Annotated in this window: 22 protein-coding genes and 6 tRNA genes; 19 read left to right on the forward strand and 9 right to left on the reverse strand. The window is 37.8% G+C overall.

Annotated elements, in window-relative coordinates; all coding sequences use genetic code 11:
• Positions 1 to 174: 174 nt before the first annotated feature.
• The 4 genes from ACF3OB_RS09455 to ACF3OB_RS09470 all read right to left on the reverse strand — a co-directional run bounded on the left by ACF3OB_RS09455 (position 175) and on the right by ACF3OB_RS09470 (position 4,041).
• Complete coding sequence (locus ACF3OB_RS09455; protein ID WP_002664213.1) at positions 175 to 1,149, reverse strand: transposase; 975 nt, start codon at positions 1,147 to 1,149, stop codon at positions 175 to 177.
• Positions 1,150 to 1,267: 118 nt separating this feature from the next.
• The gene (locus tag ACF3OB_RS09460) at positions 1,268 to 1,876 is read right to left on the reverse strand and encodes a superoxide dismutase (protein ID WP_392447554.1); all 609 of its coding nucleotides are present in this window, start codon (positions 1,874 to 1,876) and stop codon (positions 1,268 to 1,270) included.
• 84 nt (positions 1,877 to 1,960) lie between these two features.
• The gene (locus tag ACF3OB_RS09465) at positions 1,961 to 2,551 is read right to left on the reverse strand and encodes a peptidylprolyl isomerase (protein ID WP_042344884.1); all 591 of its coding nucleotides are present in this window, start codon (positions 2,549 to 2,551) and stop codon (positions 1,961 to 1,963) included.
• Positions 2,552 to 2,553: 2 nt separating this feature from the next.
• Entirely contained in the window at positions 2,554 to 4,041 is a 1,488-nt protein-coding gene (locus ACF3OB_RS09470; protein WP_232745192.1) for a sulfatase, read from the reverse strand.
• Between the two features lie 211 nt (positions 4,042 to 4,252).
• Here ACF3OB_RS09470 and ACF3OB_RS09475 point away from each other — a divergent pair, with 211 nt between their 5' ends.
• The 18 genes from ACF3OB_RS09475 to ACF3OB_RS09560 all read left to right on the forward strand — a co-directional run bounded on the left by ACF3OB_RS09475 (position 4,253) and on the right by ACF3OB_RS09560 (position 19,918).
• Positions 4,253 to 4,813, forward strand: coding sequence for a LemA family protein (locus tag ACF3OB_RS09475; RefSeq protein ID WP_042005293.1), 561 nt, complete (start codon positions 4,253 to 4,255; stop codon positions 4,811 to 4,813).
• 10 nt (positions 4,814 to 4,823) lie between these two features.
• Positions 4,824 to 5,744: a M48 family metallopeptidase gene (locus ACF3OB_RS09480; protein ID WP_042005294.1), complete on the forward strand. Its 921-nt coding sequence runs from the start codon at positions 4,824 to 4,826 to the stop codon at positions 5,742 to 5,744.
• 271 nt (positions 5,745 to 6,015) lie between these two features.
• Positions 6,016 to 6,089, forward strand: a tRNA-Thr gene (locus ACF3OB_RS09485).
• Between the two features lie 32 nt (positions 6,090 to 6,121).
• Positions 6,122 to 6,206 (forward strand) — tRNA-Tyr (locus ACF3OB_RS09490).
• 8 nt (positions 6,207 to 6,214) lie between these two features.
• Positions 6,215 to 6,287 (forward strand) — tRNA-Gly (locus tag ACF3OB_RS09495).
• A 15-nt stretch (positions 6,288 to 6,302) separates the two neighbouring features.
• Positions 6,303 to 6,374, forward strand: a tRNA-Thr gene (locus ACF3OB_RS09500).
• A gap of 62 nt (positions 6,375 to 6,436) precedes the next feature.
• The gene (gene tuf, locus ACF3OB_RS09505; RefSeq protein WP_042344887.1) at positions 6,437 to 7,624 is read left to right on the forward strand and encodes an elongation factor Tu; all 1,188 of its coding nucleotides are present in this window, start codon (positions 6,437 to 6,439) and stop codon (positions 7,622 to 7,624) included.
• Positions 7,625 to 7,697: 73 nt separating this feature from the next.
• Positions 7,698 to 7,768: transfer RNA gene (locus ACF3OB_RS09510), tRNA-Trp, on the forward strand.
• 16 nt (positions 7,769 to 7,784) lie between these two features.
• Positions 7,785 to 7,970, forward strand: coding sequence for a preprotein translocase subunit SecE (gene secE / locus ACF3OB_RS09515; RefSeq protein WP_042005296.1), 186 nt, complete (start codon positions 7,785 to 7,787; stop codon positions 7,968 to 7,970).
• A gap of 12 nt (positions 7,971 to 7,982) precedes the next feature.
• A complete protein-coding gene (nusG, locus tag ACF3OB_RS09520) occupies positions 7,983 to 8,534 on the forward strand; it encodes a transcription termination/antitermination protein NusG (protein WP_042005297.1) in 552 nt (183 codons plus the stop codon).
• A 54-nt stretch (positions 8,535 to 8,588) separates the two neighbouring features.
• Positions 8,589 to 9,026 carry a 50S ribosomal protein L11 gene (gene rplK / locus ACF3OB_RS09525; protein ID WP_042005298.1) on the forward strand — a complete coding sequence of 146 codons (438 nt, stop codon included), beginning with the start codon at positions 8,589 to 8,591 and terminating at the stop codon, positions 9,024 to 9,026.
• Positions 9,027 to 9,037: 11 nt separating this feature from the next.
• On the forward strand, positions 9,038 to 9,727 hold the full coding sequence (gene rplA, locus ACF3OB_RS09530; RefSeq protein WP_042005299.1) for a 50S ribosomal protein L1: 690 nt from the start codon (positions 9,038 to 9,040) through the stop codon (positions 9,725 to 9,727).
• Positions 9,728 to 9,749: 22 nt separating this feature from the next.
• A complete protein-coding gene (gene rplJ / locus ACF3OB_RS09535; RefSeq protein WP_042005300.1) occupies positions 9,750 to 10,265 on the forward strand; it encodes a 50S ribosomal protein L10 in 516 nt (171 codons plus the stop codon).
• Between the two features lie 53 nt (positions 10,266 to 10,318).
• Positions 10,319 to 10,693 carry a 50S ribosomal protein L7/L12 gene (gene rplL, locus ACF3OB_RS09540; protein ID WP_095893361.1) on the forward strand — a complete coding sequence of 125 codons (375 nt, stop codon included), beginning with the start codon at positions 10,319 to 10,321 and terminating at the stop codon, positions 10,691 to 10,693.
• A 265-nt stretch (positions 10,694 to 10,958) separates the two neighbouring features.
• Positions 10,959 to 14,768: a DNA-directed RNA polymerase subunit beta gene (gene rpoB, locus ACF3OB_RS09545; RefSeq protein ID WP_042009083.1), complete on the forward strand. Its 3,810-nt coding sequence runs from the start codon at positions 10,959 to 10,961 to the stop codon at positions 14,766 to 14,768.
• Positions 14,769 to 14,855: 87 nt separating this feature from the next.
• Entirely contained in the window at positions 14,856 to 15,203 is a 348-nt protein-coding gene (locus ACF3OB_RS09550) for an MmcQ/YjbR family DNA-binding protein (RefSeq protein ID WP_392420180.1), read from the forward strand.
• Positions 15,204 to 15,309: 106 nt separating this feature from the next.
• Entirely contained in the window at positions 15,310 to 19,602 is a 4,293-nt protein-coding gene (gene rpoC, locus ACF3OB_RS09555) for a DNA-directed RNA polymerase subunit beta' (RefSeq protein WP_095911784.1), read from the forward strand.
• Between the two features lie 4 nt (positions 19,603 to 19,606).
• Complete coding sequence (locus ACF3OB_RS09560; RefSeq protein ID WP_042009077.1) at positions 19,607 to 19,918, forward strand: DUF3467 domain-containing protein; 312 nt, start codon at positions 19,607 to 19,609, stop codon at positions 19,916 to 19,918.
• A gap of 154 nt (positions 19,919 to 20,072) precedes the next feature.
• Here the strand turns inward: ACF3OB_RS09560 and ACF3OB_RS09565 are convergent, their stop codons facing one another.
• Genes ACF3OB_RS09565 through ACF3OB_RS09585 form a run of 5 tightly spaced genes read right to left on the reverse strand, consistent with a single transcriptional unit; the run spans position 20,073 to position 24,988 of the window.
• The gene (locus ACF3OB_RS09565; RefSeq protein ID WP_042009074.1) at positions 20,073 to 21,257 is read right to left on the reverse strand and encodes a PNGase F N-terminal domain-containing protein; all 1,185 of its coding nucleotides are present in this window, start codon (positions 21,255 to 21,257) and stop codon (positions 20,073 to 20,075) included.
• Between the two features lie 53 nt (positions 21,258 to 21,310).
• Positions 21,311 to 22,618, reverse strand: coding sequence for an NAD-dependent succinate-semialdehyde dehydrogenase (locus tag ACF3OB_RS09570; protein ID WP_392447557.1), 1,308 nt, complete (start codon positions 22,616 to 22,618; stop codon positions 21,311 to 21,313).
• Between the two features lie 31 nt (positions 22,619 to 22,649).
• Complete coding sequence (locus tag ACF3OB_RS09575; RefSeq protein ID WP_095893357.1) at positions 22,650 to 23,987, reverse strand: alpha-L-fucosidase; 1,338 nt, start codon at positions 23,985 to 23,987, stop codon at positions 22,650 to 22,652.
• Positions 23,988 to 24,017: 30 nt separating this feature from the next.
• Positions 24,018 to 24,221, reverse strand: coding sequence for a hypothetical protein (locus ACF3OB_RS09580; protein ID WP_095911781.1), 204 nt, complete (start codon positions 24,219 to 24,221; stop codon positions 24,018 to 24,020).
• Complete coding sequence (locus ACF3OB_RS09585) at positions 24,218 to 24,988, reverse strand: enoyl-CoA hydratase/isomerase family protein (protein ID WP_172914864.1); 771 nt, start codon at positions 24,986 to 24,988, stop codon at positions 24,218 to 24,220. Before ACF3OB_RS09585 ends, ACF3OB_RS09580 begins: the two co-directional genes overlap by 4 nt.
• A gap of 81 nt (positions 24,989 to 25,069) precedes the next feature.
• Between ACF3OB_RS09585 and ACF3OB_RS09590 the strand changes: the two genes are divergently transcribed.
• Positions 25,070 to 25,143: transfer RNA gene (locus ACF3OB_RS09590), tRNA-Ala, on the forward strand.
• Positions 25,144 to 25,238: the final 95 nt, after the last annotated feature.

Below are 25,238 nucleotides of genomic sequence, written 5' to 3' on the forward strand. Positions count from 1 at the left end.
TTTAATTGATAAAAAATGCTTATATTTCGCACATTGATTGGAAGAGGAAACAAGCTCTGCTGAGGAGCAACTTGTCAGCAATACAATCAATGTTCAAAACGATAGTTTTAGGGGTGAGTTTTTCTCACCCTTTTTTATTAAAACTATCGGATGAACCCTATGGCTAAAAAAACCTTATCCCCCTTGATTTTTAAAATATAAATACCATTTTATAAAGTTCTTTTTAGCCTCAAAACGAAGTCCTCTATGCAAGGTTAATTTCTCTTTCAAATGCGTAAAATAGGCTTCTAAACGATTGGTAGTATAAGGGATTTCACTATCTTGCAGATATGCAAACATATTGGGTAAGGCATTGATAATATGATAAGTAGCTAAGTGTAGATTTTTATGTTTAAACCACTGAAATCCAGTTTCTTCATTCATTGATTTTTCTTCTATAAAATATTGATTTTCAACATACCACTGGTAAAATCTATTTACCCAGTCGTTAGCCTGTTCATTGGTTTTTAGATGCGTAATTTCTTTGGATAAACACAAAAGCTGTTGGCTAATAAAATGTTTTGGGCTACCACTTAAATAGTTCTTAATCTGTCGTTTAATATGCACTAAACATCTTTGGATAATCACCTCTGGAAACACCTTTTTTACCGCTCCTAAAATAGATTTATGCCCATCGCAGGTTACACTGTAAACTGCCACATTCAGCTTCTTTAAGTTTTCCAAATCTTGCTTTATATCACGAAGTTTTTCCTTGTTGGTTTGGCGGTAAAGTTGCACATATCGAATGTCATAATCGTAGTAGAGTATCAGGCATAATCCATTGGAAAAGTAGGTGCCATCAATCAAGAGATGAACCTTTGTCTTGCTTTTGATGCTGAGGGTAGGAACTTGTGAAAGGTAATGTTTAAAGAGGTTTTGAAGGGTAGATTGGCTCATTGAGCTATCCCTCGAAAGGGTTTTATAGACTTGCCTTTCCATTATCCATTTTCTGAACCAAATGAATTGATTTTTTCTTTTTACACCAATGTTTTTAATCGTAAAATTTGCCTGACAATCTCCACATTGAAAGCGTTGTTTTCCATTTCTTTTTCCTTTTTTGATGATGTGATTAGAATCACAAACTGGACATTTTTTATTCGTTTTGGACATAAAATAAGAGTTATAATGAAACCACTTTCATTATAACTCTTATAAGTCTATAAAAGACAATGCTTTACAAGGTTTTTAAGCACCATTTTTTGTTATATTGTCAATTATGGAAACAAATTTATTTTCCTTTAGCGTAAAGTTCCGCTACTTTTTCCCAATTGATAACATTGAAAAATGCTTGAATGTAATCAGGACGACGGTTTTGGTAATTTAGGTAATAGGCATGCTCCCAAACATCTAACCCTAAGATTGGCATTCCTCCACAGCCTACATTAGGCATTAGAGGATTGTCTTGATTCGCTGAAGAACATACTTCCACTTTACCTCCTTTGTGAACGCAAAGCCAAGCCCATCCTGAACCGAAACGTGTAGCTGCTGCTTTTGCGAACGCTTCCTTGAAAGCTTCAAAACTTCCAAAAGCCTCGTTAATAGCGTTAGCCAATTCGCCCGTAGGTTGTCCGCCTCCTTTTGAAGACATCACTTCCCAAAATAGGTTGTGATTGTAGAAACCACCTCCGTTATTGCGAACAGCTCCGTTGTTCATATCTAAGTTTTTCAAAATTTCTTCGATAGACTTTCCTTCTAAATCCGTACCAGCAATGGCTGTATTTAGATTAGTAGTGTAAGCATTGTGATGTTTCGTATGGTGAATTTCCATAGTACGTGCATCAATATGAGGCTCTAAGGCATCATAAGCATAAGGTAATTTTGGTAATGTAAATGACATAGTGTAATGTTTTTTTATGTGTTAAAACGCAAATATAAGTATAAAAAATGAAAAATCAAAGAAGAATTTTCAAAAGTACTGGATTTAGTTTATTAGTCTTCGGATGGAAATAATCCTGACAGGTTCTTTTAATAGTTGTTCCTGTCCGTATCCCTCCCATAGAACGGTTTTGCCTTTTTGGATTTCTTTGACAATCTTCATCCCTTTGACTACTTTTCCGAATACAGCAAATCCGTATCCGTCAGAATTTCGTTTGCCACCATAATCTAACTGTGGCTGACGCTGGTTAAGTACGATAAAAAATTCTGTTGTAGCACTATCGGGAGCGTTTCGAGCCATTGAAACAGCTCCTATTTTATGTGATAGTCCCGTCTGTTCGGTGGTTTCAATTTTGATAGGGGGATAAACATTGAGCGTATCGTTGTAAAATCCACCTTGGATTACCTCAATTGGAGTTGTACTTTGTCCCTGATTATTAAGCCTCACAACTCGATAAAAACTTCTTTCGTCATATCGCTCCTCATCAACGTATCTGAGAAAGTTAGCTACCGTTTTAGGAGCTTTTTTAGGGAATAATTTTACAATAATATCGCCTTTCGAGGTTTTTATAACCACCTTTTGGGCGAATGATATTCCCGAAATCAGCAACAGAAAAGTAATAATAAGAGTTCTCATATCTACGGTTTTTTATTTATAACTTCATCAGGATAAGGTACTTGCTTTCCAGTAATTTGAACAGTTGGCATTTGAGCTTTTGCCTCTCGTAAATAATTTGCTAAATCATGAGCTAATTCCTCTGTTTTAGTCTGATTCTCAGTAGCTATATTATGTTTTTCACTAATATCTGTTGTTATGTTATAAAGTTCAAAATCTTGAGAGTCATGGTAATATATGAGTTTGTAATTACCTTTACGAATAGCACTTGATGCTCCCAACCCTAATGTGCGATTGTAACCAAACCAATTATTAGGCAAATGCCAGTAAAGATTTCTTTCAGGAATGTTTTTAGTTGGGGTAAAAAGTTGATTTACAAAGCTTTTTCCGTCAATAGTTTGTATGATATTTTCTTTTTCCATATTGCAAATTTCTAATAATGAAGGGAAAATATCTTCGATACTTACAATATTATTATTTGTTTGATTTCCAATGATTTTTCCTTTCCAAGACACCAAAAATGGAATGCGGATGCCTCCTTCTTTTAACGAACCCTTGCCGCTTGCCAATGGATGGTTAGCACTGTTCTTTGACAAGCCTCTTGCCCAAGCGTCTAATCCACCGTTATCGGAGATAAAAATAATGATTGTATTTTCACTTAACTCTTCCTGTTCTAAAAAATTCATCAAATCTCCTAAACTTTTGTCCATACCTTCAATTAGGGAGGCATATTTAGCTTCAACAGGATGCATTCCTTTGTCTAAATATTTGTTAACAAAACGTTTGTCCCCCATTATTGGAACATGAATGGCATAGTGTGACATATACAAAAAGAAAGGTTTCTCTTTCGGGCGTTTCTGAAGTTTCTCAATGGCTTTTTGAGTCAAGGCTTCTGTAACGAAAATATCTTTTCCATGAAATTCTTCTAGATGTGGGACGGCAAAAATGTTTTTTTGTATCGTGTCGTTCCCAAAGTTGTCTACTCCTTCATAAGATTTCAATCCACCTGCTGCATGTCCACCCACATTCACGTGGAATCCCATGTTAATAGGATCTTCGCAGGGAGTGTCTTTGGCAGCAAAATGAGCCTTTCCTATATGAATGTTATGATATCCCGATTTTTGTAGTAGCTGAGGTAGGGTAGTGGAAACAAACGTACGCGGAATGCCATTTTCGGTAGCAATGCCATTAACGTTCCATTCCGGATAGGTAAGTAAAGTGTCTTTTTGATCCGTAGAAGTGTCTCTAAACAGAGTCCAGTTCGTTACTCGATGTCTTGCAGCGTTTGTTCCCGTGAAAAGACTTACTCTCGAAGGGGAACAAATTGGGGTAGCGTAAGCCTGGGTGAATTTCATTCCTTGTCTCGCTAGCCGTTCCATATTAGGAGTTTCGTACATGTGATTGAAATCCGTAGTTTGTTCAAAAAAATCAACCGAAGTATCCTGCCACCCCATGTCATCAACTACAAACAAAACAATATTGGGAGGTGTTTCAGTTTTATTGCACCTCAAAAAAAGAATTGGTAAAAAGGCGATAATTGATAAAATGTATAGCTTTTTCATAAAAAATAAGAGAAGACAAAGGTACATTTTTTTTGGTGAGAATACAAAGAATGGGGAGCCGTAAGGAGACGTATTTTTCGGAACAATAAATTTCAAAACATTTTGGATAAAATAAAAAAAAATAGTAACTTTGTCCCAGTTAACTTAAAAAAATAAAAATATGATAGGATTAATCATTTTAGGGGTTGTTGTAATATTGATAATTTGGTACGTGATGACCAACAATAGATTGGTTGCTTTGTCAAACAATCGAGAAAATGCCTTTGCCGATATTGACGTTCAGTTAAAGCAACGTCACGATTTAATTCCTCAGTTGTTAGGAGCGGTTAAAGGATATATGCAACACGAAGCCGATGTTTTGACTCGAGTGACGCAAGCCCGAAGTAAGGCCATGAATGCTACAGACGTCAATTCAAAAATAGCAGCTGAAAAAGAATTGGGAATGGCAATGTCGGCATTTAATATTCAGGTAGAAGCATATCCCGATTTGAAAGCGAATACTAATTTCATGCACTTACAGCAAGAGATAGCTGATATAGAAAACAAATTAGCTTCGGTGCGAAGATATTTCAATTCAACGACCAGAGAATTGAATACAGCCATTCAGTCAATTCCTACCAATATTGTAGCGGGAATGAAGAAAATGACTGTACAGCCATTCTTCGATTTAGGAACAGAGCAACGAGCAACCCTCGACAAAGCTCCAGAGATTTCATTCTAAAGCGAACGAAATGCAGTACGTCGGAATACAGTCTCAGATATCCCGAAATAATTTTAAATCCATACTTTTAATAATTGCCTTTCCGCTATTGGTGTTATTGGAAGTGTACGCTTTCTTGTATTTTACAAACGAGCAAAATGTTACTACTACCAATAGCTTATTTGTAGGAGCGACACCTGTCGTCTTGGTTGTTGTTGGAGTTTGGTTTCTAATATCTTACTTTTTTCATACACAAATGATTCAATTCGCTACTAATTCCAAACCTTTGGAACGTAGGAATAATATGAGGGTTTACAACTTGACCGAAAATTTGTGTATGTCGGTTGGTATGCAGATGCCCAAACTGTACATCATAGAAAGCGAAGTTTTGAACGCATATGCCTCAGGGATCAATGAAAAAACATATGCAGTAACCCTTACCCGAGGACTTATAAATACACTAGATGATGCGGAATTAGAGGGGGTTATAGCACACGAGCTGATGCATATACGTAATCGAGATGTACGCTTGTTAATAGTTACTATTGTTTTTGTAGGTATTTTTGCTGTTTTGGCAGATTTAGCTTTTCGTATGCTCCTGAGCAATGGACTTTCTTCAAGGAAAAAAAGCAGTAATGATAAAGGTGGAGGTGGAATGATCATATTAATCTTTTTGATAATAGCTTTTGTCGTATACATACTATCTATGGTCTTTAAATTTGCTCTATCTCGAAAACGAGAATATATGGCAGATGCAGGAGCCGCTGAAATGACTCGAAACCCTTTAGGTTTAGCCAGTGCTTTACGTAAAATTTCAGGAAACTCAGAGCTGGATATCAAAAATGACGAAGTAAAAGAGATGTTCATAGAACATAAAAGCAAAGGGATAATGTCATTATTTGCTACACATCCACCCATTGAAAAACGCATTCAGGTGTTGGAGCAATTCTAGAATCAGATACAACAGAGGGTAAAGTTTCATTTTTCTAGTAGCTTTGGTAGGCAGAGAATTAATAGAAATATGTAGGGGTGATTAATTCATTCTCTTTCAAATGATGATTTTTATAATACTCTGTATTCAAATCTTTTTTTTTGTAAAACATTTCTTTTCAGTGTTTTATGTAAAATGATGGATAATTATGAGTAAAAAAAACGTAAAAAATTTTGCTAACAAAAAAAATATATATACATTTGCACTCCGTTAGAAATAACGAAAAAGTTATGCCGATATAGCTCAGTTGGCCAGAGCACGTGATTTGTAATCTCGGGGTCGTGGGTTCGAATCCCTCTATCGGCTCGAAAGTTCATACTTTTAATAATTGTGGCAAAGGGAAGATACTCAAGCGGCCAACGAGGGCAGACTGTAAATCTGCTGACTATGTCTTCGCAGGTTCGAATCCTGCTCTTCCCACCAAAAAAAATGCGGGAGTAGCTCAGTTGGTAGAGCGTCAGCCTTCCAAGCTGAATGTCGCGAGTTCGAACCTCGTCTCCCGCTCACAGAAGGCTATAAGCCGGTGTAGCTCAGGGGTAGAGCGCTTCCTTGGTAAGGAAGAGGTCACGAGTTCAAATCTCGTCATTGGCTCTTGAATTGCACACATTTAACACTGAATTATATAACTAAGATTTAAAAAAAAATTATTAATCATGGCAAAAGAAACATTTGATCGTTCCAAACCCCACTTGAATATTGGTACTATCGGACACGTGGATCACGGTAAGACAACTTTGACAGCTGCTATCACTAAAGTATTATCTGATGCAGGTCTTTCTGAAGCAAGAAGTTTCGATTCAATCGATAACGCTCCTGAGGAAAAAGAAAGAGGTATTACCATCAACACTTCACACGTTGAATATCAAACAGCAAACCGTCACTACGCACACGTTGACTGTCCTGGTCACGCGGATTACGTTAAAAACATGATTACTGGTGCTGCTCAGATGGACGGAGCTATTCTTGTAGTTGCTGCTACGGATGGTCCAATGCCACAAACTCGTGAGCACATCCTTTTAGGACGTCAGGTGGGTATTCCTCGTATCGTTGTTTTCATGAACAAAGTGGATATGGTAGACGACCCAGAATTGTTAGAGCTTGTTGAGCTTGAAATGAGAGAGTTGTTGAGCTCTTATGACTATGATGGAGATAACGGACCTATCGTTCAAGGTTCTGCTTTAGGAGCTTTGAATGGTGAGCCAAAATGGGTTGATACAGTTATGAAACTAATGGAAGCTGTTGATAACTGGATTGAATTGCCAACTCGTGATATTGATAAGCCATTCTTGATGCCAGTTGAAGACGTGTTCACTATTACAGGACGTGGAACTGTAGCAACAGGACGTATTGAAACAGGGGTTGCTAAAACAGGTGAGGCTGTTGAAATCATCGGTATGGGAGCTGAGAAATTGACTTCTACAATCACGGGGGTAGAGATGTTCCGTAAAATCCTTGACAGAGGAGAGGCTGGTGATAACGTAGGTCTATTACTTCGTGGTATTGATAAAAAAGATATCAAACGTGGTATGGTTATTTGTAAACCAGGTTCTGTTAAGCCTCACGCTAAATTCAAAGCAGAGGTGTATATCTTGAGCAAAGAAGAGGGTGGACGTCATACTCCATTTAAAGATAAATATCGTCCTCAGTTCTATGTACGTACAACTGACGTAACAGGTACTATCTCATTACCTGAAGGAGTTGAGATGGTTATGCCAGGAGATAACGTAACAATTACAGTAGAGTTGTTACAAGCTATCGCTCTTAATGTAGGACTTCGTTTCGCTATCCGTGAAGGAGGACGTACAGTAGGTGCAGGTCAAGTAACTGAAATTCTTGACTAATAAGAATTGATATTTCAATTTAATAATATTAAAGAGGTTTTGAACTTTATGGTTCAAAACTTCTTTATGAAAGACGGGTGTAGTTCAAGGGTAGAATAGCGGTCTCCAAAACCGTTGATGGGGGTTCGAATCCCTCCACCCGTGCAAAAACGATAAGATAATGGTAAATTATATTAAAGAATCTTATGAGGAATTAAAAAATCACGTTACGTGGCCAACCTTAGCTCAGGCTCAAAAGGAAATGGTTATCGTAGTGGTTTTTTCAGTTTTGTTTTCACTCCTAATTTGGGGAATGGATTCTTTCTTTGAGTGGCTAATGGCTTGGTATTTTAACTTTATGAAGTAAAAAAATAACGGGATGTCTGGAATATTAGAGAAAAAATGGTACGTTGTTAAAGCTGTTACTGGACAAGAAAATAAGGTTAAGAACTACATAGAAAATGAAACTACTCGTTTAGGGTACGCTGATTATGTGGAGGAGGTTTTGGTGCCTACCGAGAAAGTTGTTCAGATTCGCAACGGAAAGAAAATAAATAAAGAGAAAGTGCATATGCCGGGCTATGTTATGGTAAAAGCAAACTTAGCAGGTGAAGTTATCCACATAATCAAATCAATTCCAGGAGTTGTTAGTTTTTTAAGTGAAACTAAAGGAGGAGATCCGCTTCCACTGAGAAAATCAGATGTGAACCGCATGTTGGGACAGGTCGATGATCTTGCCGAAAATGTAGAAGCTGTTGCGATTCCGTATACGGTTGGAGAAACAATTAAAGTAATTGATGGGCCGTTCAATGGTTTTAATGGAACAGTTGAAAAAGTAAATGAGGAAAAACGTAAACTTGAGGTAATGGTTAAAATTTTTGGACGAAAAACGCCACTTGAGTTGAGTTATATGCAAGTAGAAAAAGTATAAGACAAAAAAGTGTAATTTTATTTACACTTTAAATTTTTTAATTAATAATAAACAATGGCAAAAGAAATTAGTAAAGTAGTTAAGCTACAAGCTCGGGGAGGTCAAGCGAATCCGTCGCCACCAATTGGACCCGCATTAGGTGCTGCCGGTGTTAACATTATGGAGTTCTGTAAGCAGTTCAATGCTCGTACACAGGACAAACAAGGGAAAATTATCCCAGTTGTTATCACTGTTTATAAAGACAAGTCATTTGACTTTGTTACTAAAACCGCACCTGCTGCAGTTCAGCTATTGGAAGCCGCGAAGATTAAAGGAGGTTCAGGGCAACCTAACCGTAAAAAAGTAGGAAGCATTACTTGGGATCAAGTAAGAGCTATTGCAGAGGATAAAATGGCGGATTTGAATGCGTTTACTATTGAGTCTGCAATGAGTATGGTTGCTGGTACAGCACGTTCTATGGGTATAACAGTAACTGGTGATAAACCTTTTTAATCTGAAAAATTATGGCAAAATTGACAAAGAAACACAAAGAGGCTTTATCAAAGGTTGATTACAATAAATTGTACTCGTTGGCTGAGGCTTCTGCACTATTGAAACAAATCACATATACAAAGTTCGATGCTTCGGTTGATATTGCAGTTCGTTTGGGTGTTGATCCTCGTAAAGCAAATCAAATGGTTCGTGGTGTGGTTACGCTTCCACACGGAACAGGTAAGGACGTGAAAGTACTTGCGTTGGTAACTCCAGACAAAGAGGCTGAGGCCAAAGCTGCTGGTGCTGATTATGTTGGATTGGATGAATATCTGCAAAAAATTAAAGACGGTTGGACTGATGTTGACGTAATTGTTACAATGCCAAGTGTTATGGGTAAATTAGGTCCTCTTGGGCGCGTTTTAGGTCCTCGTGGTTTGATGCCTAATCCAAAAACAGGAACAGTAACAATGGAAATCGGGAAAGCAGTTCAAGAAGTGAAAGCAGGTAAGATTGACTTCCGTGTTGATAAAACAGGTATCGTTCACGCTGCTATTGGTAAGGTATCTTTCTCAGCGGAGCAAATTATTGACAACGCTCATGAGTTGATTCAGACATTAATAAAATTGAAACCTACTGCAGCAAAAGGAACTTATGTGAAGTCTATCTATTTGTCTTCAACAATGAGCCCAAGTGTGCCAGTAGATACGAAATCAGTTTAATTGGTAGTTAAAAAAGGAAATTATGACAAGAGAAGAAAAATCATTAGTAATAGAGGATTTGACTGCACGGTTAGCTGAGAATAACGTAATCTATGTTGCTGACCTAACTGGTTTGAATGCAGATGAAACAACAAACTTACGTAAGGCTTGTTTCAAGGCGAATATCAAATTGGCAGTTGTTAAAAATACGTTGCTTGCAAAGGCAATGGAGGCTTCTGAAAAAGAATTTGGTGAATTGCCGTCAGTTCTTAAAGGAAATAGTACTTTGATGTTTTCAGAGGTAGGAAATGCCCCTGCGAAACTTATCAAAGAATTCAGAAAAAAATCAGATAAATTGGTTTTAAAAGGTGCTTTTATTGAGGAAGCTATCTTCGTTGGAGCAGACCAATTAGAGACTTTGGTTGCAATCAAGTCGAGAGAGGAGCTTATTGGCGATATTATCGGATTGTTGCAATCACCTGCTAAAAATGTTGTTTCAGCTCTTAAATCAGGAGGTGGAAAATTGGCAGGTATTATTAAAACTTTGTCTGAAAAATAGTAGATTGAACGCACAAAATTAAATTTTATAACAAACTTAAAAAACGATAGAAAATGGCAGATTTAAAAAATTTCGCAGAACAATTAGTAAACTTAACAGTTAAAGAAGTAAACGAACTTGCTCAAATTTTAAAAGATGAGTACGGAATTGAGCCAGCAGCTGCAGCGGTTGCAGTAGCAGCAGGTCCAGCAGCAGCAGGTGAGGCTGTAGCTGAAAAAACAGAATTTGATGTATTCTTGAAATCAGCAGGTGCTAACAAATTAGCTGTTGTTAAATTGGTTAAAGAATTAACAGGTCTTGGACTTAAAGAAGCTAAAGAAGTAGTTGATGGAGCTCCTTCAAAAATCAAAGAAGGTGTATCTAAAGACGAAGCAGAAGGTCTTAAAAAGTCTTTAGAAGAAGCTGGAGCTGAAGTAGAATTGAAATAATTTTACGAAGTTTAACATATAAGGTTTAGGTCTTTTCTTGTACAGAATAGGCCTAAACCATTTTGCGTATTATATCGGTAATAAACTATTAGTTACAAAAACTTAGCTTTAATAGCTTGATAATTAATATGTTATTTCGTTGATTTATAGAAATCAATATTTGGGTTTTGAACAAAAAGTTTTAAAATCTGATTTTTTTTAATAAGGTTGCATATTGTTGTAACTTTAAAACGTTAGGCTTAAAGAATTAAATTTATAAAAATAGATGCTTACGAATCAAACTGCAAGAATCAATTTTGCTTCTGTAAAACACACACCAGACTATCCCGATTTTTTGGATATTCAGATTAAATCGTTCCAAGATTTTTTCCAATTGGAAACTAAATCGGAGGAGAGAGGCAATGAAGGGTTATATAACACATTTAAAGAGAATTTCCCAATAACAGACACGCGTAATCAGTTTGTGTTGGAGTTTTTAGACTATTTTATTGACCCACCTCGCTACACTATTCAGGAGTGTATCGAAAGAGGTTTAACTTATAGTGTGCCGTTAAAAGCAAGATTGAAACTATATTGTACAGATCCTGAACACGAAGATTTTGAAACTATTGTACAAGATGTCTATTTGGGAACTGTTCCTTATATGACTGCCAGTGGTACGTTCGTTATCAATGGAGCTGAGCGTGTAATCGTTTCACAATTGCACCGTTCACCAGGAGTTTTCTTCGGGCAGTCGTTCCACGCAAATGGAACAAAATTATATTCAGCCAGAATTATTCCTTTTAAAGGTTCTTGGATTGAATTCGCTACAGACATTAACAATGTGATGTATGCGTACATTGATAGAAAGAAAAAATTACCTGTAACAACTTTGTTCCGTGCTATTGGTTTTGAGCGGGATAAGGATATTTTAGAGATATTTGATTTGGCTGAAGAGATCAAAGTTTCTAAGACAGGTTTGAAGAAATATATTGGTCGTCGTTTAGCTGCTCGTGTGTTGAATACGTGGCACGAAGACTTTGTTGATGAAGATACAGGAGAGGTGGTATCTATTGAGCGTAATGAAATTATTCTCGACCGAGATACTGTTTTAGATAAAGATAATATAGAGGAAATTGTTGAAGCTGACGTGAAAACTATTCTTCTTCATAAAGAGGACAGCCAAGCAACAGATTATACAATTATTCATAATACTCTACAAAAAGACCCTACAAACTCTGAAAAAGAGGCTGTAGAACATATTTATCGTCAGTTGCGTAACGCTGAACCACCTGATGAAGAGACAGCCCGTGGCATTATCGATAAATTATTCTTCTCTGACCAACGTTATAATTTAGGAGATGTAGGGCGTTACAGAATTAATAAAAAATTAGGAATAGATATTCCAGAAGATAAGCAAGTTTTAACAAAAGAAGATATCATAACAATTGTTAAGTACTTAATTGAGCTTATCAATTCAAAAGCGGAAGTTGATGATATTGATCACTTGTCAAATCGTCGTGTGCGTACGGTTGGTGAGCAACTTTCGGCTCAGTTTGGTGTTGGACTTTCTCGTATGGCTCGTACGATTCGTGAACGTATGAATGTTCGTGATAATGAGGTGTTTACTCCTATTGACTTGATTAATGCTAAAACACTTTCATCGGTAATCAATTCGTTTTTTGGAACGAATCAGCTTTCTCAGTTTATGGATCAAACCAATCCACTCGCTGAGATTACGCACAAACGAAGATTGTCAGCTTTGGGGCCAGGAGGACTTTCACGTGAACGTGCAGGTTTTGAGGTGCGTGACGTTCATTACACACATTACGGACGCCTGTGTCCTATTGAAACTCCTGAGGGACCAAACATCGGTTTGATTTCATCTTTGGCTGTGTTCTCAAAAGTAAATTCAATGGGATTCATTGAAACTCCTTACCACAAGGTTACTAACGGGAAGGTAGACTTGAAAGACATGACCTATTTGAGTGCTGAAGAGGAAGAAGGACTTAAGATCGGTATGGCAAACATCAGTTTGGATAAAGAGGGTAATATTACAGAAGAGAGAGTTGTTGTAAAAGAAGATGGGGATTTTCCTGTAATTGAACCTAATCAAGTGGAGTTTATTGACGTTGCTCCTAATCAGATTGCTTCTATTTCGGCTTCGTTGATTCCTTTCTTGGAGCATGATGATGCTAACCGTGCTTTGATGGGATCGAATATGATGCGCCAAGCGGTACCTTTATTGAAACCAGAGGCTCCAATTGTTGGGACAGGTTTGGAGCGTCGCGTGGCATCCGATGCACGTGTTCTGATGAACGCAGAGGGTGATGGTGTAGTAGAATATGTTGATGCTGAGAAAATTATAATTACATATGACCGTACTGAGAATCAAAAATTAGTGAGTTTTGAGGAAGAACAAACGGTTTATGATCTTATTAAATTCCAAAAAACAAATCAAGGAACTTGTATCAACTTGAAGCCTATCGTTCGAAAAGGAGATAGAGTGACTAAAGGTCAGGTACTTTGTGATGGATATGCTACTGAACAAGGGGAGTTAGCCTTAGGGCGAAATATGAAAGTAGCGTTTATGCCTTGGAAAGGATATAACTTCGAGGATGCTATTGTTATTTCAGAACGTGTGGTTCGTGAGGATATTTTTACGTCTATCCACATCGACGAGTATTCGTTGGAAGTTCGTGATACTAAGTTAGGTGCAGAAGAGTTGACCAACGACATTCCAAACGTTTCAGAAGAAGCTACCAAAGATTTGGATGAAAATGGTATGATTCGTATCGGTGCAGAGGTGCGACCTGGAGATATTCTTATTGGGAAAATTACTCCTAAAGGAGAGTCAGATCCTACACCCGAAGAGAAATTGCTTCGTGCGATTTTTGGAGATAAAGCAGGAGATGTAAAAGATGCGTCGTTGAAAGCATCGCCTTCGCTTTACGGGGTTGTTGTAGATAAGAAATTGTTCTCACGCGTTGTTAAAGATAAGAGAAAGCGTGGAAAAGAAAAAGAAGATGTTGCAGTGGTTGAGGCTTCTTACAATTCTAAATTCCAGGCTCTAAAAGATAAATTAATCACTAAATTGTTTACACTGGTTGAAGGAAAAACATCACAAGGTGTAACCAATGATTTGGGAGAAGAAATTATCCCGAAAGGTAAAAAATATTCGGTAAAGGCTTTAGAAGCAGTTGACGATTATGCTCATATAGTTTCTGGTGGTTGGACGGATGACAAAGAGGTAAATACGTTGATTGATGACTTGTTGCATAACTACAAAATTAAGTTGAACGACTTGCAGGGAGCATTGCGTCGTGAGAAGTTTACTATCTCAGTGGGGGATGAGTTACCAGCAGGAATTTTGAAATTGGCGAAAGTGTATATAGCCAAAAAACGTAAGCTGAAAGTAGGAGATAAAATGGCAGGTCGTCACGGAAATAAGGGTATTGTAGCTCGTATTGTTCGTGATGAAGATATGCCTTTCTTGGAAGATGGAACTCCTGTGGATATAGTATTGAACCCTCTTGGGGTACCTTCTCGTATGAATATTGGACAGATTTATGAAACCGTTCTCGGTTGGGCAGGTCAAAAATTAGGTCAGAAGTACGCTACGCCAATTTTTGATGGAGCATCGTTGGAGCAAATCAATGCACTGACTGACGAGGCAGGTATCCCACGTTTTGGACATACTTATCTGTATGATGGAGGAACTGGAGAGCGTTTTGATCAACCTGCAACTGTTGGGGTTATCTATATGATTAAACTCGGGCACATGATCGACGATAAGATGCACGCACGTTCTATCGGGCCTTATTCGCTTATTACCCAACAACCACTTGGAGGTAAGGCTCAGTTTGGAGGTCAGCGTTTTGGAGAGATGGAGGTTTGGGCATTGGAAGCATATGGAGCTTCAAGCACATTGCGTGAAATCTTAACCGTGAAGTCCGACGACGTAATCGGTAGAGCTAAAACGTATGAGGCAATCGTTAAAGGAGAAACAATGCCAGAACCAGGGCTTCCTGAATCGTTCAACGTATTGATGCACGAACTTAAAGGTCTTGGACTTGATATAAGATTAGAAGAATAAAAAAAAAACAAAATTCAGAAACTTTGCCAAAGTATTCCTTTGGCAGAGTTTTAAGTGTTTCTAAGATTATTAAAATACTCATTTTTGATGAATATCGAAGAATTGCGTGAATTTTGTCTGTCGCTTAAAGCTTCTGAAGAAAGTTTTCCTTTTGATGGTAATATTCTGGTTTTTTCAATTAAAGGAAAAATGTTCTGCTTGGTAAACATTACAAAATATGAGTTTATAAATATCAAGTGTGATCCTGAAGAAGCGGTTGAGCTTCGTGAACAATATGCAGAAGTTACTCCAGGTTGGCATATGAATAAAAAACATTGGAACAGTGTCCAAATTAATGGAAAAATTTCCGATAAATTACTTAGAAAATGGATTTTCAATTCATATGAGCTTGTAGTAAAGAGGTTACCAAAGAAAGTTCAAGAAGAATTATTTTAAAATTGAATATTTTTTTAATAAATCCTCTAAAATTAAAAGTTTTAAAAACCTTTTAAAGGTTTTGCAAAAAATAAAAAAAAATAAAATTCATACCGCATAATATATTATGGCAAGAGTAAAAGACAAAGTTACAACGACGAAGTTTGACAAAATTTCTATTGGGTTGGCATCGCCTGAATCTATTTTGGCAGTTTCGCGTGGTGAGGTTATTAAACCTGAAACGATTAACTATCGTACGCACAAACCTGAGCGAGATGGGTTGTTCTGTGAGCGTATTTTTGGGCCTGTTAAGGACTATGAATGTGCTTGTGGAAAATATAAACGTATTCGTTACAAAGGGATTGTTTGCGACCGTTGTGGGGTAGAAGTAACAGAGAAAAAAGTGCGTCGTGATAGAGTAGGGCATATCAACTTAGTGGTACCGATTGCACACATTTGGTATTTCCGATCATTACCGAATAAAATCGGATATTTGTTGGGATTGCCGTCCAAAAAATTGGATATGATTATCTACTATGAGAGATATGTGGTTATCCAACCAGGAATTGCAAAAGGACCAGATGGCGAGGATATCCAACCGATGGATTTTTTGACGGAGGAAGAATATCTAAATATTATGGAAACTCTTCCTGTTGAGAATCAGTATTTAGAAGATACTGACCCGAATAAATTCGTTGCCAAAATGGGAGCTGAATGTCTTTTAGATTTGTTGCAACGTTTGGATTTAGACGAACTTTCGTATGATTTACGCCATAAAGCTAACAGTGAAAGTTCTAAACAACGTAAAACAGAGGCTTTGAAGCGTTTGCAAGTGGTTGAAGCGTTTCGTGAGGCAAAAAATAATCGTGAAAATAAACCTGAATGGATGATAATGAAGGTAATTCCTGTGATTCCGCCTGAGTTGCGTCCGTTGGTGCCGTTGGATGGAGGGCGTTTTGCAACTTCTGATTTGAATGATTTGTATCGTCGTGTGATTATTCGTAATAATCGTTTGAAGCGATTGATGGAAATCAAAGCACCCGAGGTAATTTTGCGTAACGAAAAACGTATGTTACAAGAATCTGTGGATTCATTGTTTGATAACACACGTAAATCATCAGCAGTAAAAACGGAATCAAATCGTCCGTTGAAGTCATTGTCTGATTCATTGAAAGGTAAGCAAGGTCGTTTCCGTCAGAATTTACTTGGAAAACGTGTGGATTACTCAGCACGTTCTGTAATTGTGGTAGGGCCTGAACTTAAATTATACGAGTGTGGTTTGCCTAAAAATATGGCAGCAGAACTTTACAAACCGTTTGTTATCCGTAAGTTAATTGAGCGCGGAATTGTAAAAACAGTTAAGTCAGCCAAGAAAATTATTGATAAGAAAGAGCCTGTAGTTTGGGATATTTTAGATAACGTGATTAAAGGGCATCCAGTGCTTCTGAACCGTGCTCCTACGTTGCACCGTTTGGGTATCCAAGCATTCCAGCCGAAGTTGATTGAAGGTAAAGCGATCCAGTTGCACCCATTGGTGTGTACGGCGTTTAATGCTGACTTCGACGGTGACCAAATGGCGGTACACTTGCCGTTGGGGCCTGAAGCTATTTTGGAAGCTCAATTGTTGATGTTAGCATCACATAATATCTTGAATCCTGCGAACGGTTCCCCAATTACAGTACCTTCTCAAGACATGGTTCTTGGCTTGTATTATATGACCAAAGGAAGACGTTCAACACCTGAGTATCCAATTAAAGGAGAAGGCTTGACATTCTATTCTGCGGAAGAGGTAAATATCGCCTACAATGAAAGAAAGTTGAATTTGAATGCCTTTATCAAAGTACGTGTAAGAGATTTAGGAGAAAATGGTGAAGAAGTTTACAAGGTAATTGAAACTACCACAGGTCGTGTATTGTTCAACGAAGTGGTGCCACGTGAAGCAGGATATATCAACGAGGTATTGACCAAAAAATCGTTGCGAGACATTATTGGACATATTTTGAAATCAACAAGTATTCCAACGACAGCGGAATTCTTAGATAAAATTAAAAATATGGGTTACAAATTCGCTTTCCAAGGTGGATTGTCATTCAGTTTAGGGGATATTATTATTCCACAAGAAAAAGAAAAGATGATTGCCGAGGCAAACGGATTGGTTGAAGGTATTGTAGCCAACTATAATATGGGACTTATCACCAATAACGAGCGTTATAATCAGGTAATTGATGTGTGGACATCTACTAATGCTCAGTTAACAGAATTGGCTATGAAGCGAATCAGTAGTGATCAACAAGGGTTCAATTCTGTATATATGATGTTGGATTCAGGAGCGAGGGGTTCAAAAGAGCAGATTCGTCAGTTGACAGGTATGCGTGGATTGATGGCAAAACCTAAAAAGTCGACTGTAGGAGGAGGTGAGATTATCGAAAACCCAATCTTGTCGAACTTTAAAGAGGGATTATCAATCTTAGAATACTTTATTTCAACGCACGGAGCTCGTAAAGGTCTTGCCGATACGGCTTTGAAAACAGCGGATGCTGGTTACTTGACCCGTCGTCTGGTGGATGTATCGCAAGATGTAATTATTAATACAGATGATTGTGGTACATTACGAGGAGTCGAAGTTCGTGCTTTGAAGAAAAACGAAGAGGTTGTAGAAACTTTAGGAGAGCGTATTTTAGGACGTGTTTCATTGCACGATGTTTACAATCCATTAACCGAGGAATTGCTTGTTAAAGCAGGAGATGAAATTACTGAAAAAGCTGTAGCTAAGATTACAGAAGCTCCAATTGAAATGGTGGAAGTACGTTCAGCACTTACGTGTGAAGCAAAACACGGAATTTGTGCAAAATGCTACGGACGAAACCTTTCAACAGGTAAAATGGTACAAACGGGAGAGGCTGTCGGAGTTGTTGCTGCACAATCTATCGGTGAGCCAGGTACACAGCTTACGCTTCGAACATTCCACGCAGGGGGTACAGCAGGAAACATCTCTGAGGAGAGCAAGTTAGAAGCTCGTTTCGATGGAGTCGTTGAAATTGATGATTTGCGAACAGTAAAAGGACAAGATTATGAAGGAAATCCAGTGAACGTTGTCATTTCACGTACTTCGGAGTTGAAAGTGGTTGAACCAAAGTCAGGTTTGGTACTACATACTCATAATATTCCATATGGGGCACACATTTTTGTTAAAGACAAGCAAGAAGTTAATAAAGGCGATGTTCTTTGCCAGTGGGATCCATATAATGCCGTGATTATCTCAGAGTTTTCAGGGAAAATTGCTTATGAAGGTATCGAACAAGGGGTCACTTACCAAATCGAAATTGATGAGCAAACAGGATTCCAAGAAAAAGTGATTGTTGAATCAAGAAATAAACGTTTGATCCCAACGTTATTAATTCAAGATAAAGACGGAGAGACCTTCCGTTCCTACACTTTGCCAGTTGGTGCACACTTGATGGTGGACGATGGAAGTAAGATTAAAGAAGGTAAGGTATTGGTGAAAATCCCACGTAGATCAGCGAAATCGGGTGATATTACCGGAGGTTTGCCACGTGTTACTGAATTGTTCGAGGCACGTAATCCTTCCAATCCAGCAATCGTTTCGGAAATTGACGGGGTAGTTTCTTTCGGAAAAATAAAACGAGGTAACCGAGAAATTGTTATTGAATCCAAAACAGGTGAAGTTCGCAAATATTTGGTGAAGTTGTCTAACCAAATTTTGGTACAAGAGAATGACTTTGTACGTGCGGGTATGCCTCTTTCTGATGGTTCTGTAACTCCTGATGATATTTTGAATATTAAAGGACCTTCTGCCGTTCAGCAGTATTTAGTAAATGAAGTTCAAGAGGTATATCGTTTGCAAGGGGTGAAAATCAACGACAAACATTTTGAGGTGATTGTACGTCAGATGATGCGTAAGGTTGAAATTCAAGATCCAGGTGACACCCTATTCCTAGAAGGACAATTAGTTCACAAAGATGATTTTATTGAGGAGAACGACAAATTATTCGGGCAGAAAATAGTTGAAGATGCGGGAGATTCTGAAAACCTTAAGGCAGGACAAATCGTTTCTTTACGTCAGTTGCGTGATGAAAATTCCTTGCTAAAACGAGCTGATAAAAATTTAGTAGAGGCCCGTGATGTGATTCCTGCAACGGCAACGCCTGTACTACAGGGAATTACAAGAGCTTCGCTACAAACAAAATCGTTCATTTCAGCAGCATCATTCCAAGAAACAACTAAAGTCTTGAATGAAGCAGCAGTAAACGGAAAAGTGGATTTCCTTGACGGATTGAAAGAGAATGTAATCGTTGGGCATAGAATTCCAGCGGGTACAGGTCTGAAACGTTACGAGAAAATTATCGTAGGTTCAAAAGCAGAGGAAGAAGTGGTTGTTGAGAAGAAAAAATCAAGATAGGACAATGAGTAGCATAAACGAAAATGCAGAAAATCAGTTGAGTATTGAATTGGATGAAAAGGTAGCTGATGGGGTTTATTCAAACTTGGCGGTCATCAATCATTCATCGACTGAATTTGTTGTGGATTTTATCAATGTGATGCCAGGAATGCCAAAAGCACGGGTGAAAAGCCGTATTATATTGACTCCACAACATGCCAAACGTTTGTTAAACGCTTTGTCAGAAAATATCCAACGTTTTGAGCAATCACATGGTTCAATTCACGAGAATGAACATCATCCTGTACCTCTTTTCGGATTGAAAGGGGAAGCATAGATAAAATGTAAATAGGCTATTCAAAGAGTATTGGATAGCCTATTTTATTTTTACTACATAGCCTTAAATATGAAGAGTGAAGTTTATCTGTTACAGACTAATCCCCCATAAAAAGATTTTGCTACTTTTTAAGGGGGATTATTTAGTATTAGTGCTACTTATCTGATACTAAGTAACTTGATACAAGCCAATGGTTTTGTTGGTCTCCAGTATTGGCGGTAGCAGGAATTACAATTTCGATAGTATGTTTTCCTTTTTTGAGCGTACCAAGTGATACGTTCTCAGGAACTACTGCTGAGCCAGGGCACCAATTGGAACGTGATAAATCGGATGAAGCTAATCGTTCTTCAACGGCTTTCTTTACGCGTTCGTAGTTTTCGTTATATGCAAAAGCAGTGTCCTTGCGCGTCCATACACCTGATGAAGGATTGAATCTTCTGAAAGCAGCACAATCATCACGCCAAGGAATGAAGTCAATCACTTTTTTACTATTAAAAAAAACAGAATTTTTAATTTTGATGAACTCATCTCCACCGCTATGTCCTCCATGTCCAGTAGTGATGTAGTATAATTCAGCATTTTTTACATCTTTTTTAAGGGTTATGTCATGTTTTAGTGTAGTTTTAGCAAATAAATCGGGGATTTTTTGTCCATTTACATAGTAAATAGTGTTCACCAACGGAGTAACCACTTTTTTTGGTCGTGGTCTACCAGAGTAAGTTAGCGAAACATCTGCCAAATATCCTTTGTCAGTCCACGTGTCGATCCAAATGCCGATGTAAAAAGTGCCCGTTAGGAGAGATTCTAACTGAGAAACGTCCTGTTGCCAAACAACTTTATCTTCCCATTTTGGTACAGATACAGGGCGACCATATTTCATGTTTGGATATTTTTGCTCATCGCTGAAATGTCCCACTCCGAAAGGAGTCATAAATCGGAGAATTTCTACTGGCAGGTCATACGATGAAACTGCTTTGATTCCGTGGTAGTTATTGTCAGTTCCACTTTCATTAGGCAATTGTTTCGAACCCTGAGCCACGTTGATAACGTTAATCAAGTCTTCGTTTTTAAAGACGAAACAAGAACCTGATTTGTCCCAAGGATCGCCGTTGGAACGAATGGTTATTTCTACAGAAACATCAGTTCCTTTACGATATTCAGGGATGTGTATTTTTTTTACCAGTAAACGTCCGCTTTGCAAACGAATAACATCTGCAGGAGCTTCCCCTTTCTCTGAAAAATTAACCAAGGCATTCTCAAAGACTTTTACAGTCTTTGCATTTTGCCCGAATGAATAAATACTCGAAAATAAAAATAAAGCTACTAATATTTGTTTCATATATCCGTTATTTTAAATTCTAAAACTACAAAAAATCAATTTACCAAAACTATTTACTTTACGACCACTGTTTTGATATTTGCAAACTCATACATTCCAAAGGAAGAGAGTTCCCTGCCGTAACCAGATTTTTTAATACCTCCGAAAGGTAAATTCGGATCACTAATGAGCATTTCGTTGATGTACACAGCTCCTTCTTCAAATCGATAAGCCTGTGATTTTACGAACTCTGTATTCTTTGAAAAAATAGATACACCTAATCCAAATTCAGACTGATTGCTAAGTTCTACAGCTTCGTCAAAAGTACTGAACGTGGTGATAGCTGCCACAGGGCCAAAAGTTTCTTCTTTAAAAATTGCCATTGATGGAGTCACCTCAGTGATAATTGTAGGTTCATAGAACGCACCTTTACGGTTTCCTCCACAGATAAGTTTTGCTCCTTCTTGAATACTCTCTGTGACCATTTTCTCTAATTCTATAGCCAAATCTTCACGTGCCATTGCTCCAATTTGCGTTGTTGGATCAAATTTATCTCCCGTTTTTAGCGCTTGAATCTTGCTTCTATATTGATTTATAAAAGTTTCAGCGATATTTTCGTCTACCAAAAAACGTTTGGCGGCAATGCAACTCTGTCCTGTATTTTGCATACGAGCCATTACAGCTACCGATGTAGCTAACTCTAAATCAGCATCTTTACACACAATAAAAGCCGCACTTCCGCCCAATTCCAAGACTGATTTTTTGAGATGTTTTCCCGCGTTTTCGGCTACAGCTTTTCCTGCATTTTCGCTTCCTGTGAGTGATACACCCTTAATGTGTGGATGAGCGATAATATCGGCTACGTATCTGCTGTCTAAGAATAAGTTTTTATACAACGGAAAATCAATTTTGTCTGAATTGAAAATCGTTTCCAGTAAATTTGCCGATTTCGGTACATTCGAAGCGTGTTTAATAACAAACAAATTCCCTAAAATCATATTTGGAATTACAAAACGAAACACTTGCCAAAACGGAAAATTCCAAGGCATTACCCCCAATAGAACTCCTATCGGTTCAAAATTTACCCGACTTTCCGACCACTGTGTTTTTACCAATCTTGGAGCAATAAAATTTTCTGCATTGGTGATGTAATAATCACACAAATAGGCACACTTATTTACCTCAGCAATGGCTTGAGTGATTGGTTTGTTCATGTCTTCAGTAATGGCATGTGCGTATAACGATGTGTTGGAGAGCAATTTATCTCGTATTTCCTGAACGATTGTTAGGCGCTTTTTTAAATCAAACTCTTTCCACCGTTTGTAAGATGACTGTAAAGTCTCGATTCTTGAAAAAGCGTTTTCCAAAGTTGTGTGTGTCATTACAAATTTATTTTGTATATTCTTTAATAATTTATTGATTTTCAGTTAATTTATTTTCAAAAGTTAATTCTATGACATAGTCAGGAGCGGTTGGCACCTTCGGAAATTTAAGCCAAATTCCGTCTTTATCCTGCGAGAACTGTATATTTTTTTTGCTATCGAATTCTATTGCTTTTTTTAGTTTATTTCCTGCGTATGGCAAAAATAAAGCTTTATCTTTCCAATCAAGTACGTGAACGTAGAGCGTTTTGTTTCGTTGGGTGGTTACTCCCCAATCGCGTGGTGTTATAACGCCTCCTCGTGTACCCTGAATGGTAGGAGCATATTTTTTCATCCATTCTCCCATTTCTTTAAGACGTTGCACAGCCACAGCAGGGAGCATTCCATCGGGTTGAGGTCCAACATTCATTAGTAAATTTGCATTTTTACCTGCGGCTTTTACTAAATATTGAATGAGTGTTTCAGTCGATTTGTAATTCTGATCGATGATTTTGTATCCCCACATTCCATTCATAGTTTCGCAGGTTTCGAGAGGTAATTTGCTGATATCTTGTCCTGAAAGTCCTGCTTTATTTTCTCCGGGGAGGTCTCGTTCAAATATTTGTATGTCTTCACCAGCAAAAGGTATCAGATGATGGTTATTACCGATTAAACAAGCTGGTTGTAGGCTATGGATGAGTTGATATTGCTCATGCAAATTCCAAGTTTCAGGTGTCATACCGTCAGGATAGATGTCTTTATCCCACATTCCATCAAACCAAATGGCTCCAATCTCACCATAATTAGTGAGTAGTTCTGTTAGTTGGTTATTCATAAATTTATGGTAATCTTCCCATTTCCCGTGTGTGGTTCTGCCTGTACCTTTACCCGTTCTTCCCAGAGGATAATAGTCGTTGCGTCTCCAATCCAAATGAGAGTAGTACAAATGCAATCGGATTCCTTGCTTTTTACATTCATCGGCAATTTCTTTGATTATGTCGCGTTTGAAAGGTGTGGCTTTCACTATGTTATAGTCACAATATTTTGTGTTGAACATGGAGAACCCATCGTGGTGTCGAGTAGTGATCGTAATATATTTAGCTCCAGAGGCTTTAATCGCTGAGACCCATTCTGCAGCGTTGAACTTAGCAGGGTAAAATCCACCTGCAAGTTTTTCATATTCTTGCCAATGTAAGTTTTTGTTGTGCATAACCCACTCACCGTCAGCAAGCATTGAGTAAAGCCCCCAATGGATAAATATGCCGAATTTATCGTCCTGAAAATTGCTTCGAGCCTTTAAATTTTCGGCCGATGGTTTGTAATTCGGCTGTGTCCAAACAGACAGGCTACCCATTATTAATGCAACTAAAAGGATATTTTTTGTTTTCATAATATATTTATAATTAGTTGGTTATAAAATTTAATCGTCTAAAAGGTTTTCATCACCATTTGATTTGTTTTTCATATAGGAATACATCAAATATGCTAAGATTACAAGCACCACGAAAGGAAGCATATTCCCGATGAAAATCCCGATGCCGTATTGTTCATCAGGGGCTTCAGCTAGTTTTTGTTTTATGATGTCGATATTATCTTGTTGTTGTAATAGTAATGGTATTCTCATTGATTTTTAAATTTAGAGAGCATTGATTTGGTTTGTTCAGAAAGGACTAATTTCCCAGATATTTCAGCATTTTTTGGTAACTCTTCGAGCCAATGTTCGGTGTGTTGCCATGTGATTCGTTTCATTTCGGTAAGTGCCATAGGATTTGCCTGTAGTAAACGATCTAAGAAGTGACCTAAAGCTTCGTCCATTTCTTTGATATTTTCAAACACTCGTGCATAAAGTCCTTTTTGTTGAGCCCAGTAGGCATTTTTCCATTGGTCAGGAGCCATAAAAAGCTCATTCAAAGTAGCCTGTCCTGTTTTTCGTAAAATTACGGGAGCAATAACAAAAGGCCCTATCCCAAGTGAAAGTTCTGAAAGTTTGATAGTTGCGGCTTCCGTTGCGAACACATAGTCCATAGCAGCCACAAGCCCGACTCCTCCGCCAACGGTTTTTCCTTGCACCCGACCTATAATCAATTTTTTACATCGGCGTATGGCTAAAAATACGTTTGCGAATCCGTTGAAAAATCGAGTGCCTTCGGTTTCATTATCAATGGTCAAAAGTTCGTCAAAAGAAGCTCCAGCACAAAAAGTTTTATCACCTTCGCTTTTGACTACAATCAGACTGACATCTTTGTTTTCAGATAATAAATCAAATTCTTTAGCCAAGCGTTCTAATAACTCAAGCGGAAAAGAATTCGCATGAGGATGTCCAAATTCGATGGTTGCTACGCGATTTTCTATTTTAGTGTATAACGAACCGTTTATTCTATTAGTTCCCATAATTTTAATTTTCCCCAAAAGTAAAAAAAAATATCGAAAATAGATTATTTATCCAAAAAAATATTTTACCTTTGCCCCAAAGGGGATGTAGCTCAGTTGGCTAGAGCGTTTGGCTGGCAGCCAAAAGGTCGTGGGTTCGAGCCCCATCTTCTCCACAACAAGTGTTGAAAATCAAGAAAATGTACTAATTAAGGACTAATACTGAGGCTACTCGGTTTTAGTCTTTGTTTTTTTCTAAAATAAGCAATTA

The sequence above is a fragment of the Capnocytophaga canis genome, from assembly GCF_043187445.1.
In the GTDB taxonomy this organism is placed as follows: domain Bacteria; phylum Bacteroidota; class Bacteroidia; order Flavobacteriales; family Flavobacteriaceae; genus Capnocytophaga; species Capnocytophaga canis.

Coding starts and splice junctions, on each gene's coding strand:
- ACF3OB_RS09455 (WP_002664213.1), bottom strand. CDS start 1,149: ATGTCCAAAACGAATAAAAAATGTCCAGTTTGTGATTCTAATCACATC.
- ACF3OB_RS09460 (WP_392447554.1), bottom strand. CDS start 1,876: ATGTCATTTACATTACCAAAATTACCTTATGCTTATGATGCCTTAGAG.
- ACF3OB_RS09465 (WP_042344884.1), bottom strand. CDS start 2,551: ATGAGAACTCTTATTATTACTTTTCTGTTGCTGATTTCGGGAATATCA.
- ACF3OB_RS09475 (WP_042005293.1), top strand. CDS start 4,253: ATGATAGGATTAATCATTTTAGGGGTTGTTGTAATATTGATAATTTGG.
- ACF3OB_RS09480 (WP_042005294.1), top strand. CDS start 4,824: ATGCAGTACGTCGGAATACAGTCTCAGATATCCCGAAATAATTTTAAA.
- tuf (WP_042344887.1), top strand. CDS start 6,437: ATGGCAAAAGAAACATTTGATCGTTCCAAACCCCACTTGAATATTGGT.
- secE (WP_042005296.1), top strand. CDS start 7,785: ATGGTAAATTATATTAAAGAATCTTATGAGGAATTAAAAAATCACGTT.
- nusG (WP_042005297.1), top strand. CDS start 7,983: ATGTCTGGAATATTAGAGAAAAAATGGTACGTTGTTAAAGCTGTTACT.
- rplK (WP_042005298.1), top strand. CDS start 8,589: ATGGCAAAAGAAATTAGTAAAGTAGTTAAGCTACAAGCTCGGGGAGGT.
- rplA (WP_042005299.1), top strand. CDS start 9,038: ATGGCAAAATTGACAAAGAAACACAAAGAGGCTTTATCAAAGGTTGAT.
- rplJ (WP_042005300.1), top strand. CDS start 9,750: ATGACAAGAGAAGAAAAATCATTAGTAATAGAGGATTTGACTGCACGG.
- rplL (WP_095893361.1), top strand. CDS start 10,319: ATGGCAGATTTAAAAAATTTCGCAGAACAATTAGTAAACTTAACAGTT.
- rpoB (WP_042009083.1), top strand. CDS start 10,959: ATGCTTACGAATCAAACTGCAAGAATCAATTTTGCTTCTGTAAAACAC.
- ACF3OB_RS09550 (WP_392420180.1), top strand. CDS start 14,856: ATGAATATCGAAGAATTGCGTGAATTTTGTCTGTCGCTTAAAGCTTCT.
- rpoC (WP_095911784.1), top strand. CDS start 15,310: ATGGCAAGAGTAAAAGACAAAGTTACAACGACGAAGTTTGACAAAATT.
- ACF3OB_RS09560 (WP_042009077.1), top strand. CDS start 19,607: ATGAGTAGCATAAACGAAAATGCAGAAAATCAGTTGAGTATTGAATTG.
- ACF3OB_RS09565 (WP_042009074.1), bottom strand. CDS start 21,257: ATGAAACAAATATTAGTAGCTTTATTTTTATTTTCGAGTATTTATTCA.
- ACF3OB_RS09570 (WP_392447557.1), bottom strand. CDS start 22,618: ATGACACACACAACTTTGGAAAACGCTTTTTCAAGAATCGAGACTTTA.
- ACF3OB_RS09575 (WP_095893357.1), bottom strand. CDS start 23,987: ATGAAAACAAAAAATATCCTTTTAGTTGCATTAATAATGGGTAGCCTG.
- ACF3OB_RS09580 (WP_095911781.1), bottom strand. CDS start 24,221: ATGAGAATACCATTACTATTACAACAACAAGATAATATCGACATCATA.
- ACF3OB_RS09585 (WP_172914864.1), bottom strand. CDS start 24,988: ATGGGAACTAATAGAATAAACGGTTCGTTATACACTAAAATAGAAAAT.